Here is a 13,113-nt window from a genome sequence, read left to right as displayed (position 1 = left end):
TAATATTCTATGCGTTGTCTGGCAAATGACCTGTTTAAAAATCCAACCTGGCAATTTGCACAAACAGAAAAAACAAATGCGCCTTTGAATATGTATTAGAAGATCTTATTCTCGGTTCATTTTGTGTTATATGCTAGGACAGATCTGTCTGAGCGTAGCGAGTTATCTGTCCTAGCATATGTTTTACACAAAATGAACTGAGAACTAGATCTTCTTATACATATTCAATGAAGCATGAGTTTTTCTGTTTTGTGCAAATTGCCTAGACCACCTCCAAAACAGGTCATTTGTCGGACATCATCATGCTATTGAATTATTAGTCGATAGCTTTTAATCGATACATAAAGCTTCTATAATCACCAAATCCTAATTCCATTGGAACGTTAACTCCATAATTCATTAATTGTTCTCCACTTAATATATTATCTAATTCTTCAATCTTATATTGTAAGTCATTATCCAAACCATCAAGTTTAAAACGATATAAAGGTGCATTTGGTGTTCCTTGAACTTTATAAAAGAAAAGAACCGCTTCCTTTTTATTATCCGATACAAAGTTCCATGCAGTGAATTGACCATCAAATGGATTTAGCAATCTGTAAAATTCACCATATTGAACAATTTCTCTGATTTCCTTATAGAGTCTAACTTGTTCTTTTACTAACTCTTTTTCTTCATTACTCATTTTAGTAACATCAAGTTCATAGCCGAAGTTACCTGCCATAGCAACATGCCCACGAAATTCAAACGGCGTGATTCTACCTGTCTGATGATTTGGAACTGCAGATACATGGGCAGTCATTACACTTGATGGATATACCAAGCTCGTACCGTATTGAATCTTTAATCGTTCCGCTGCATCCGTATCATCACTTGTCCAGTTCTGTGGCATATAATAAAGCATACCTGGATCAAATCTTCCACCACCACCTGCACAGCTTTCAAATAATACATCTGGGAATCTGCTTGTAATTGTCTCTAATACTTCATATAATCCTAAAATATAGCGATGTGCTGTCTCCATTTGATTCTTAGCTTCTAGCATAGCTGAACCAATCTCTGTCATATTACGATTCATATCCCATTTCACATATGAGATGTCTGCTGTGGATAGTATCTCGGATAACATTTCAACGATTGCATCACGAACTTCTTTTCTAGAATAATCAAGTATTAATTGATTTCTACCTGTAGAACGATGTCTATCTGGTACATGAAGGCACCAGTCTGGATGAGCGCGGTATAGATCACTATTCGGTGATATCATCTCTGGCTCAAACCATAAACCAAATTGCATTCCATATGCTTTCACATCTTTAGCCAACTGTCCAATTCCGTCTGGAAGTTTTTCTTTATTTACATACCAATCTCCAAGCGAAGAATTATCACTATTTCTCTCACCAAACCATCCATCGTCTAATACCATCATTTCAATGCCTAAAGCACTTGCTTCTTTTGCAATTTCTTTTATCTTATCTGCATCAAAGTCAAAATAAGTAGCTTCCCAGTTATTAATTACAATTGGTCTCACCTTATTTTTATACTGGCCTCTTGCAAGTCTGTTTCGATATAAGTGATGATAATTTCTAGACATCTCACCATATCCATTACTTGAATATGCCATAACTACTTCTGGTGTTTGAAATTCATCTTGAGTTTTTAATTCCCATTCAAAGTCAAATGGATTAATTCCCATAGCTACCCTTGTTGTACCATATTGGTCAACCTCAACGCTTGCTAAGAAATTACCACTATACACAAAACTAAAACCATAAACTTCTCCTGCATTTTCTGTTGCATTTTTACTAGATAACGCAATAAATGGATTTTCTGAATGTCCACTTGCACCTCTTCTACTTTCAATGGATTGAGTCCCTGTCACAAGTGGCCTCTTTACAATATGACGTTCTCTAGTCCAACTTCCGGACAGATGTATCATATCGAAATCATAATGATCAAAGTCAACACTCATACTAAGTGCTCTAAGTATTGTTAGATTGTCACTTCCCTCATTTACGAATCTTGCTTGTCGTATCACTACATCATATTCATCAAATACAGTGTAAGATAGTATAACTTTTAATCCAATTAGTGAATCTGTTAAAGTAATAGATAGAGTACTAGCTTCACTATCATTTTCTGTATATACTGCAGGAAGCCCTTTCAACCCTGGCTTTCCCTTTGTAATCTCATATGAATCATATGATAAATCTGTAATTCTTGTACCATTATTCAGTTTCACCTGATAAGCTGGCATTCTTAGATCCGTGTTACCATACGCTGGATATTCACTAAGCATCGTATCTAATGTGAATGTATCATCTTCATCAGGATTAGGTGAAAAAGAACACCTAGAAGCCTTCTGATAAATACTATCAGATGATGGATTAACTATCTTTTTACCCCAATATATATGTGCTAAATACTTATCTTTTAGTATTTTAATTATATAAGTACTAGACTTTGCTTGTAATATATAACTTTTTGTATTACTATCGAATGTAATCCCCATAAAACACTCCTCCATACTAATGTAATCGGTTACAATAATTTATAAAACTTTTATTCATAGAATTAACTCCTATAAACAAATTGTACTAAATGAATGAACGTTTTGCAATATGAACCTTATAAAACTACTTAATTCGACATATTACTAATTATTACTTACATGTAAATATAACATCTTTTATAATCAGAGATTCTTATAATGAAAAATAGAGATAACCTACTAAATTATAAGTTATCCCTATTTACCTTTATTTATTCTATCTATATTTTATGATCTTATTAATCTTTTTATTAATGTGGATATATCTTCACTCTAACTCAAGATGGGTTAATTAATCCCTATATCGTATATCTTTACAATCTCATTTTTCACACTATGATGGCTGAACAAAGCCTGCAACTTTACCATTATAGATTGCTATCAAAATGATACCATTTGTACTATTTCGGTAAATAAAATATTGAAATCCATAACTTGAACTATCTGTCTGAACAGGTGTACCAAGCTTAGTTATTAGTGTGTCAGCTGTATCTCCCATTGAGATTGGATATCCATTTATTATTATTGTTCCATTTGATACTGAACTAATATTTCCGCCTGATACTGTTACCGTACATTCCGCATATTTGCCATTGCTTGTTGATGCTATAATCTTAGTTGTTCCTGCCTTGATACCAGTAACTAAACCAGAACTAGACACGGTTGCAACTGTCGGATCTGTTGAAATATATGAAATACTTGTATTTGTCGCATTCGATGGAATACTATAGGTAGTCAGTTGTACTGTATTGTTCACGTTAACCGTTACATTTGCTTGAGCAAATTGAATATTCGTAACTTCCTGATTCTGATCCGTTACATGAATAATGCAACTAGCTGACTTTTGATTACTTGATAGTACATATATAATTGCTGTACCCTTAGATAACCCTGTTACAACACCATTGGAATCCACAGATGCTACATTTTTATCACTACTAATGTATGTAATATTTGTAATTGCAGTGCTTGGATATAAGACAGGCTTAATTGCATATTGAGCATAAAGTCCAATCGAGACTTCTGATGAGCTTAAATATATGCTTGTTAGATCAGTAGTTGTAGTTGAAGTGGCTGTACCACTAACAGTTACTACGCATATTGCAGTTATCCCGTTATTGGATTTCGCAATTACAATTGTTTGACCATATTTCAATCCAGTTATAACACCATTACTTGTAATACTTATATAATCATTGCTTAAACTATATGTTATTGTCTTATTCGTTGCATTCGAAGGTGAAATGGTTGGTGTTAATACATAAGTTCCTCCTAATGGAACTGTTGCAGTTGATGACATTGTAATCCCTGTCACACTAACATCAGAACCCGTAGTACCGCTTGAATTACTATCATTAGAAGTTGTAGAATCCGCTGATATTACATTCACTGCACATTCCGCTATCAAACCATTCACAGTTGATACTACAATATGACATGTTCCTTCTGATAACCCTTTTACTACTCCACTACTAGATACTGATATTAAATCACTATCATCACTAACATACTTTACTTTCGTATTAACGTTTTTCTTAGGCGAAAGTGTTACTTTTAATTGCTTTGATTCTCCTACTTTAAGTGTTAAGTCCGAATAGTTTAATTTGATATCGGTTGGATTTTTCTTCTTTGCTAAAACTTTTGCAACTTTTAAATTCGTATTCTTACTGCCAGTCTTATTTGTACTTGCTGAAACAACAGAAATATTACCCATTAGCATGGTAATTATAACGAAACATGATACTATTGCTTTTAATAAATGATTCTTTCTTCCCTTATTCATACTTTCCCTCCTATAATACACGAGACAATCCTGAATACCTTAATTCGCATTGGTTTCAATTGAAATCAGTATGAAAATCAGAATTAAACTACAGATTGTTATTAGACGAATCGACTCACCATTTATGTATTCTCGTAATATTACTTAATTAATATATACCTTTTTATAGTATCACAAGATACATATATAATCAACTTTTTTCATATTTTTACTATTGTAAATGGTTACAATTAAGCCTAACATTATCATAGACTGAACTGTAATAGAAAAGAGTCATACTCCAAATATATCCTTTTTGAGCATGACCCTTTTCATTTCTATACCGAATAGTTAGAGTATCTAACCTGATTACCGCATAGATCTCATTATTTTAAAGTTACAACGATTTCTTTTACTCCAGCAGCTGGAATTAAAGTCGTACCTTTTTCACATACAGTTACTTCTGCTCCATTAACAGTAGCAACATCAAATACTCCATTTAAGAATAATTTGTATGGTTTAACTGCATCTACAGTGAACTTAATCTCTTTTCCAGATTTAAGTGCTGTAGCTGTTAATTCTTTTTCAGCAGCCATATTGTATACGCTTGTTGAAGCTTCTTTACCATCTACTAATTCGAATACTTTAAGTGTTACGTTGTTTGCGTAATCGTATTCTGGTTTGTTATCTACTTCACCAACAGCAATGATAGAATTTTCTCTAGCGAAACATGGAATGCTTAAATATCCGTGATGTTCAGTATACCATTTTCCACCTACAACTTTTTCTCCTGTTAAGAAGTTCGTCCAAGTTCCTTCTGGTAAGTAGAATTCAGCCATTCCTTCTGGATTAAAGATTGGAGCTACTAATAAGCTATCACCAAACATATATTGACGATCTAAGTAACGAGCTGTTAAATCTTCTTGGAATTCTAATACCATACTTCTCATAGTTGGGATACCAGTAATTGAAGTTTCAATTGCATTACGGTATAAGTAAGGCATTAGAGAAGCTTTTAATTTGGTAAAGAATCTTGCTACTTCTACGGATTCTTCATCATAAGCCCAAGGTACACGGTAAGAAGTACTTCCATGTAATCTTGAGTGAGATGACATTAAACCGAATGCAACCCATCTCTTATATACGTCTGGAGTTGAAGTATCTTCAAATCCACCGATATCATGTGACCAGAAACCGAATCCTGACATAGTAAGTGATAAACCACCTCTTAGTGATTCAGACATTGATTCGAAATCTGACCAGCAGTCACCGCCCCAATGTACAGGGAATTTTTGACCACCAACTGTAGCACTTCTTGCGAATAATACAGCGTTGCCTTTTCCTCTTTTTCTTTCCAATAATTCATATACACATTTATTATAAAGGTATGTATAGTAGTTATGCATCTTAACTGGATCTGCTCCATCAAACCAAGCAATTTCTTCTGTTGGGATTCTTTCGCCGAAGTCAGTCTTAAAGCAATCTACACCCATATCTACTAATACTTCTAATTTATCTTGGAACCATTTGTATGCAGCTGGGTTAGTGAAATCTACTAAAGCCATTCCTGGTTGCCACATATCCCATTGCCATACATCTCCGTTTGTTCTCTTTAAGAAATATCCTTTTTCCATGCCTTCTTCGAAAAGAACAGATTCTTGACCGATATATGAGTTAATCCATACGCAAATCTTTAATCCTTTTTCATGAAGACGCGCTAACATACCCTTTGGATCTGGGAATACTTCGCCATCCCATACAAAGTCAGACCATGCAAAACCTTTCATCCAGAAACAGTCAAAGTGGAATACACTTAGTGGAACATCTCTATCTGCCATTCCATCTACGAAGCTTGTTACAGTTTTTTCATCATAGTTAGTTGTAAATGATGTTGATAACCATAAACCGAATGTCCAAGGCGCTGGAAGTGCTGGTTTACCAGTTAAATCTGTATATCTTGCGATAGCATCTTTCATTGTTGGTCCGTTAAAGAAGAAATAATCTAAGCTTTCGCCTGGTACAGAGAATTCTACTTTCTTAACCATTTCAGTACTTACTTCGAAAGATACTTTATCAGGGCTATTTACAAATACGCCGTATCCTTTATTAGATAAGTAGAAAGGAATGTTCTTGTATGATAATTCTGTTGATGTACCACCATCTTCGTTCCAGATATCTACTGTTTGACCATTTTTGATGAATGGAGTAAATCTTTCACCTAAACCATAGATTAATTCACCTACGGATAAGCTTAATTGTTCTCTCATGTATGCATCACTGTTGTTTACTTCATAAGCAAGACCTTTATAATCTGCCTTCATGTATGCTAGATCGCGGTGTTTACTTGAAGTTAACACTTCATTACCACGTCTGAAAGTCATCTGCGCGTTGTTCTTATTGATTGTTAAGCTTAATGTACCACTTTTAAGAACTAATGCTTCTTCTGTTTCTTCTACTGTTAATTTTGCATTGTCATCAATTGTTAATTCAAAGTTAGGTCCGTGATCAACCACTCCCATGTAGTGGAAAGTCTGTACACGAAGTACCTCTTCTGCAGGTGCAGATACTTTAATTGTTAAGTTTGGTCCGCCTAAAGTATCTCCTCTATGATTGATTTTATGTGTTGGCGCACATATTGTAACTGATTTATCATCTTTTTTGAATGAATATACCTCAGCAGGTGTAAAACATTCTACTCCTTCTTTTTGTAACCAACATCCATTACTAAATTTCATTGTGAAATCTCCTTTCAAATATCATGTTAATCTTATATTTTTGAAATTATAACTAGCATCATAACCATTTAGTTTAATAACTAAATTATATATGGTAATATCGAAAAATGGTATCCACATAATTATAGATAAAATACCCACTAAATTAGTGGCTCGAAAATATATCACTAATAATTAAGGATGTAAACTAAAGTTTAGTTTTCACCATATACTTCAACATCAGATCCTTCTTTGATAAAGATTGGTATCATATCAATTGGTGCATCCACTTTAATTGTTTGACCACCTTCATATACTTTTCTAGTGGCGGATTCAACCCATTTTATACCCTTAGGTAAATACACTTCTCTTTCATGTACTTTTTCTTCCATAATAGGAGCTACTAAAAGCTCTGAACCAAACATATATTGATTGGTTAACTTCCAGCAAGTATCATCTTCTGGGAACTCATAAAACATTGTTCTCATTACTGGTGCTCCATTTTCGTGTGCTTCTTTCATTAGGTTTCTAATATATGGTCTTAATTTTTCTCTTAAGAATAGGTATTTCTTAAAAATCTCATATATTTCTTCGCCAAAACTCCAGACTTCATTATCTTGTCCTGATGAAAACATTCTAGTTCCATCACGGAATTCTTCCTCTAATGGATAGAAAGGAGGTCTTTCTCCGTGAAGACGGAATACAGGACAGAATACTCCCCATTCAAACCAACGAACTAATAATTCTTTGAAGTTATCATCATGAATATCTCCACCTAAGAAACCGCCGATATCTGTTGTCCACCATGGAATACCTGCGATACCCATATTTAAGCCTGCTTGTAATTGTTCTCTCATTGCACGGAAGGATGAATATACATCCCCTGACCATACCAATGCTCCATAGCGTTGGCTACCAGCCCACGCACAACGAACCAAGTTAAGAACTTTGTCCATTCCTTCTTTCACCATGCCATCATAGAAAGCTTTCGCATACATAGCTGGATAGATATTGCTTACTTGTAGTGCAGATCCCTGATAATAACGGTAAATATCAAAGTCATATGGACCATACTCTGGTTCAGCTTCATCTAACCAGAAGATATTTACTCCTTTATCAAAGTAATTTTCTTTACATCTTTCCCATACATATTCTCTTGCTCCTGGATGTGTAGCGTCAAAGAACGAAGTCTCACCCATCCAGTTCATCGTGATTGATACACCACGATCATATTTTAATAGATAGCCTTGTTCTGCCATCTTTCCATAATTCTCAGAACGAGAATCTACGGTTGGCCATACTGACACCATTAGTTCTACACCAAGTTCTTTTAACTCGCGAATCATCTCTTCTGGATTCGGCCAATCAACTGGGTCGAATTTGAAGTCACCTTGTTTAGTCCAATGGAAGAAGTCAATAACGACAACGTCCATAGGTAGACCTCTTCTCTTATGTTCACGCACTACATGTAATAATTCTTCTTGGTTTCGATATCTTAATTTACATTGCCAGAATCCCATTCCATACTCTGGCATCATTGGAACAGTACCTGTAGCTTTTGCATATTGTTTGATAATCTTATCTGGTGTATCTTCCACTGTGATAAAATAATCAAGTTTCTTCGTACTTTCTACCTTCCACTCTGTCTTGTTCGTGCCAAAGGACACATTACCAATGGCAGGATTATTCCAAAGGAAGCCATATCCTCTACTAGAAACGAAAAATGGTACACTTGCTTGTGTATTTCTTTGTGCTAATTCTAAGGTAGCACCTTTCTTATCCAAATTACCTTCTTGATATTGACCCATACCAAAGATCTGCTCTCCTTCGTATGCTTCAAATCTCAAAGAAAGACGATAATCACTCATTCCAGGTACTGCCTTTAATTCTCTTGCTGGAACATTAATTGGTACTGCATAACGGTCGATACGAATACGATTTCTCCAGTATTCTTCTAATATCACTTCACCTTTTTCATTTTCAAAGGATATCCATCCTTCAAAATTTACTTTCGCTGTAATCTTGCCATTGGTTATACTTGCAATGTTAAACTTTTGCTTATGACTTTCTCTCTCTTCACCTTTATACCAAGGCTCTACTACTTCAATTTCCTCTATTGTTATCTTAGGATTGCATTCTTTTTGTTCTATAGTTAAAGCCCAATCATTTGTATCCATCTGACTATCCGCAGTCATACGAACTCTCAATGAATTGTCGCCCCAACTTTCAATCCATATAGTCTCACATCCATTTTTACATACGAGACGATTCTTCTCTTTACTAAATAGCATGTTAAGTACTCCTCTCCATATTAATTGGCAATTACGTAATTACCAGTTTCTATTTGTTATTCTACAAAAGATTCATGTTCTCAACAATGTATTATTCCACTCACTTGTTGTCATATATTATTTCGTTTTGTTATTAAACTAATTAATTTTAAAAAAGGAACTGTAAACTACCGTTTATCATCGTTCCCTTAATATTACTAATTCATATAAGTTTACACATTATTTACCCTTACCTATACAATCCACCTCTAGCATCGCTTGTATTATCATATCTTCCGTCACGATGAATCCCATATGATGCATTGGTTCATTGTCTAATAAACTATATTCTGCAATTCGCTGTAAAGTATCTCTATCACCAGATGTTAACCCCATTTCTTCTAATGTAACTGGCAATCCCACTTGTACACAAAATTCTAACACTTCTTCAATTTCCTTTTGACTATGACTCTTACTATCTACATTTTTATTCCTATCGCTAGTACTACACTTTTCATATTCACGTTCTAATACTAACTGTACTAATGTTGCAAAGGCGACTTTTTCACCATGTAATCTGTGATTGCAAGATTCGATTCGTGACATACCATCATTAATTGCATGTGCCGCTGCAAGTCCCCCACTTTCAAAACCAACTCCACTTAATAATGTATTTGCTTCCACTATCTTCTCAACCGCTATGGAACTTATATGATTTATTACATCCTCTTTTGCTTGTACTCCGTATTGATACAGCGACTCAAGACATAACTTAGACAAATAATAAGCTACATCACTTGATTTAGAACCATTTGGCAATAGACAGTTTGATTGCTGACAAGCTCTTGCCTCAAAGTAAGTAGATAATGCATCTCCCATCCCTGCAACTAACAATCTAGCTGGCGCCTGAATGATAAAATCAATGTCCACGAATACAAGGTCTGGATTATGCTTTAAATATAAATAATGATCAAAGCATCCCTCCTTGGTGTTAATCACTGACATGCTACTGCAAGGAGCATCTGATGCAACAATTGTTGGAACAATGGCAACAGGAATATTCGCATAGAAGCCTACTGCTTTTGTAGTATCATGTAACTTTCCACTACCAATACCAACGATTACCTCAATTCCCTGTTTCTTCACAATATCTACAATCCGTGATATCTCCTCATTGTCACATTCTCCTTTAAACATTTCATAACAATATGTATCATGTACTATCTCATCTTTATTTCCATTATTAATTAAGGAACTCTCATTTTCTCCAAGATACCTCTGGTAGCTTTGATTCCTGTGGTAACTTTGATACCCTTGGTCGCTTTGATAGCTCTGGTAACATTGATAACTTCGATCAATACGCTCCTTGATAAGATCAACATCCCTATCTGCAAGTAAATACAAAGCTTTTCTACCATATGTCACAACATGTTTCGCTAAATCCTTCATAATACCAGTACCTTGCATATACTTTCCTGGTGCTTTTAACTGTTCTATCATATAAATTCTCTCCTCTTTTTACATCCATTCCATCTGTAAGGATTATATTTAATATGGCTCTCATTCTACAATCAAGAAAAGCACTAAAATATTTCTATACTTCTATACTATGATACATTTCCTTAGTTCTTGGGTTAAGAAACCATGGTTCAACTGTATTTATCCACTTTTTAAAATGTGTAGTTTCTAAATGATCTTCCATGGCTTTGGTCATTTCGTAGCCCTCAATCAGCATAAATTTATTAGATTCTTCCTCCGATTGTATAAATTCAAATAAAACTACGCCTTCTTCCATACGAGAATTTCGTTGATTTTCTATGGTAGCATCTATAAATTCAACTACCTGTTCTGCTTTTATATAAAAAGTTACATTCTTAATAATCATACCTTCTCCTTGTTCACCTATTATATTTTTATTATAAGTATAGCATTCCTTTCTACTTTCGAACATTTATTTTTTATATACTACAATTATTTTAACCCTTAGGTCATTTGTCGAGCGAACCATTTATTAATATAGTATTTTTTAGTACTTTTATTTGACATAAAATAATCAATTTGGTACTATTTAATATATATATTTAGGAGGAGTACATATGAAGAAAAAATTAACTATAGCTTTATCTTGCGTGATTTTATTTTCAACAATAACAAGTGTTAATACAATGGCAGCTTCCAAAGCAGATCTTGCCAAGAAGGCATACAGTACATGGCTTAAAGGCCAAAGTAGTAATGCTTATTTTACTTTAGTAGACCTTAATTCAGATAAGGTTCCAGAACTACTTTACACAGAAACCTTAGGAAAAAGTAATACAATGAGTACAAAAGGCGGACATATAGATGTCTATTCCTACATCGATGGTAAGCTATTTGAAACAGGCGGAATTGGAGCGAATACCTATGATATCTACTACAACAAAAAAACAAAACATTATCAAGTAAGATATACTCAAGGCGATACTCTAATTGGTTTTACAACTCTAGATATTGATAAAGAAAGTAATTATATTATTCCAAAAGATGGTTGTGACATATTTTATCAAGTAGCACAAGCTGATTTTACAATCAATGCCAAACAAGTAACAAAAACTGAATACTATAAATATTTGAATTCCAAGTATCCTATTTTTGATGGAACAAAATTCAATAAGACCCAATACCAATATGTTAAACCATATAAGAATACAAGCAAATTAAGAAGCGATATTCTTAAGTAGACATATTTTTTAATTAAGATTCTTTCTAAAATGCAAGTGATTGATAAGAATAGTCGATTTATCAATCATTTGCATTTTTTATTATTTTTTTATAATTCTTAATCATCTTTTAATATTTTCCTTGACTTTATTCACATAAATTGCTATATTTAATGCGTAAAATAAATAGTAAATAATTATTTGCTAGGGGCGCCCACGGCTGAGAAGTGTTATTTATATGACACTGTCCCTCAACACTTGATCTGGTTAATACCAGCGTAAGGAAGCATTTTTTGTGGCCCCTCCTACGCATTAGTCTAAGGAGGTTTTTTTATGTTTCAAAAGTTATTTGATTTATTTGTCTTATCGTCAGTGAAAGATGGTGAGACCAGCTATGACTTGACTACATTAGGTTATGGCTCTGTTATTCTATTGATTCTATTGCTTTTAATTGTAATCTCTATTATAAGTGGATCAGGCAAGAAATTAAGTACCAAACAGTTAATATTCGCATCTACTGGAATGGCATTAGCAACCGTAACCTCATTTATCAAGTTCGGTCACTTACCTTTCGGAGGTTCCATCACATTTTTTAGCATGTTCTTCATCTGCTATATAGGTTATCTATATGGTCCCAAAATTGGATTATTAACCGGCATGGCATATGGTCTTTTACAATTTCTGATTGATCCATATTTATACCATCCAATGCAGATACTATTAGATTATCCTTTGGCATTTGGCTGTTTAGGTCTAGCAGGTCTATTCTATAAATCAAAGTTTGGTTTATTAAAAGGCTATTTACTTGGAGTATTCGGAAGATATGTATGCCATGTGATCTCAGGCTATGTATTCTTTAGTTCCTATGCACCTAAAGGTATGAATCCAATGTTATATACACTAAGCTATAATGCTACTTATATTGTTCCAGAGGCAATTGCTACAGTCGTATTAATTAGTCTTCCACCTGTATTAACTGGATTATTATATGTTAAGAAATTAGCGACCGCAAACTATAACATGTAATAATGATAAATAATATTATTCAATAAATAACTGAATATAAATTTTATATACATAATTAGAATACTTGATTCCAATTGAATACTTGATTGAATTT

At 33.9% G+C, this 13,113-nt stretch carries 8 protein-coding genes and 1 riboswitch; of the genes, 2 read left to right on the top strand and 6 right to left on the bottom strand.

The genetic code is table 11. From position 1 onward, the window contains the following. Nucleotides 1-316: 316 nt before the first annotated feature. The 6 genes from bsdtb5_RS07460 to bsdtb5_RS07435 form a co-directional block, all read right to left on the bottom strand. Entirely contained in the window at nucleotides 317-2,512 is a 2,196-nt protein-coding gene (locus tag bsdtb5_RS07460; protein ID WP_271715404.1) for an alpha-galactosidase, read from the bottom strand. Nucleotides 2,513-2,885: 373 nt separating this feature from the next. Beyond that, complete coding sequence (locus tag bsdtb5_RS07455) at nucleotides 2,886-4,334, bottom strand: Ig-like domain-containing protein (RefSeq protein ID WP_271715403.1); 1,449 nt, start codon at nucleotides 4,332-4,334, stop codon at nucleotides 2,886-2,888. 365 nt (nucleotides 4,335-4,699) lie between these two features. After that, the gene (gene yicI, locus bsdtb5_RS07450; protein ID WP_271715402.1) at nucleotides 4,700-7,048 is read right to left on the bottom strand and encodes an alpha-xylosidase; all 2,349 of its coding nucleotides are present in this window, start codon (nucleotides 7,046-7,048) and stop codon (nucleotides 4,700-4,702) included. A gap of 194 nt (nucleotides 7,049-7,242) precedes the next feature. Then, nucleotides 7,243-9,318 (bottom strand): glycoside hydrolase family 31 protein, encoded by a 2,076-nt coding sequence (locus bsdtb5_RS07445; RefSeq protein ID WP_271715401.1) that lies wholly within the window; start codon nucleotides 9,316-9,318, stop codon nucleotides 7,243-7,245. 219 nt (nucleotides 9,319-9,537) lie between these two features. Then, a complete protein-coding gene (locus bsdtb5_RS07440) occupies nucleotides 9,538-10,797 on the bottom strand; it encodes a glycerol dehydrogenase (protein WP_271715400.1) in 1,260 nt (419 codons plus the stop codon). A gap of 94 nt (nucleotides 10,798-10,891) precedes the next feature. Next, the gene (locus bsdtb5_RS07435) at nucleotides 10,892-11,182 is read right to left on the bottom strand and encodes a putative quinol monooxygenase (RefSeq protein ID WP_271715399.1); all 291 of its coding nucleotides are present in this window, start codon (nucleotides 11,180-11,182) and stop codon (nucleotides 10,892-10,894) included. A gap of 211 nt (nucleotides 11,183-11,393) precedes the next feature. Between bsdtb5_RS07435 and bsdtb5_RS07430 the strand changes: the two genes are divergently transcribed. Together bsdtb5_RS07430 and thiT are read left to right on the top strand one after the other, a co-directional pair. Beyond that, on the top strand, nucleotides 11,394-12,014 hold the full coding sequence (locus bsdtb5_RS07430; protein WP_271715398.1) for a hypothetical protein: 621 nt from the start codon (nucleotides 11,394-11,396) through the stop codon (nucleotides 12,012-12,014). 175 nt (nucleotides 12,015-12,189) lie between these two features. Next, nucleotides 12,190-12,295, top strand: a riboswitch (TPP riboswitch). A gap of 31 nt (nucleotides 12,296-12,326) precedes the next feature. Next, nucleotides 12,327-13,019 (top strand): energy-coupled thiamine transporter ThiT, encoded by a 693-nt coding sequence (thiT, locus tag bsdtb5_RS07425; protein ID WP_271715397.1) that lies wholly within the window; start codon nucleotides 12,327-12,329, stop codon nucleotides 13,017-13,019. Nucleotides 13,020-13,113 lie beyond the last annotated feature (94 nt).

This window comes from Anaeromicropila herbilytica (genome assembly GCF_016591975.1).
Classification (GTDB): Bacteria; Bacillota; Clostridia; order Lachnospirales; family Lachnospiraceae; genus Anaeromicropila; species Anaeromicropila herbilytica.
Note: the sequence above shows the minus strand (reverse complement) of the source record. Positions and strands in the feature narration are given on the sequence as shown.

Excerpts from the sequence above, each read along its gene's own strand:
- bsdtb5_RS07435 (WP_271715399.1), bottom strand. The coding sequence starts at position 11,182 with ATGATTATTAAGAATGTAACTTTTTATATAAAAGCAGAACAGGTAGTT.
- bsdtb5_RS07440 (WP_271715400.1), bottom strand. The coding sequence starts at position 10,797 with ATGATAGAACAGTTAAAAGCACCAGGAAAGTATATGCAAGGTACTGGT.
- thiT (WP_271715397.1), top strand. The coding sequence starts at position 12,327 with ATGTTTCAAAAGTTATTTGATTTATTTGTCTTATCGTCAGTGAAAGAT.
- yicI (WP_271715402.1), bottom strand. The coding sequence starts at position 7,048 with ATGAAATTTAGTAATGGATGTTGGTTACAAAAAGAAGGAGTAGAATGT.
- bsdtb5_RS07455 (WP_271715403.1), bottom strand. The coding sequence starts at position 4,334 with ATGAATAAGGGAAGAAAGAATCATTTATTAAAAGCAATAGTATCATGT.
- bsdtb5_RS07430 (WP_271715398.1), top strand. The coding sequence starts at position 11,394 with ATGAAGAAAAAATTAACTATAGCTTTATCTTGCGTGATTTTATTTTCA.
- bsdtb5_RS07460 (WP_271715404.1), bottom strand. The coding sequence starts at position 2,512 with ATGGGGATTACATTCGATAGTAATACAAAAAGTTATATATTACAAGCA.
- bsdtb5_RS07445 (WP_271715401.1), bottom strand. The coding sequence starts at position 9,318 with ATGCTATTTAGTAAAGAGAAGAATCGTCTCGTATGTAAAAATGGATGT.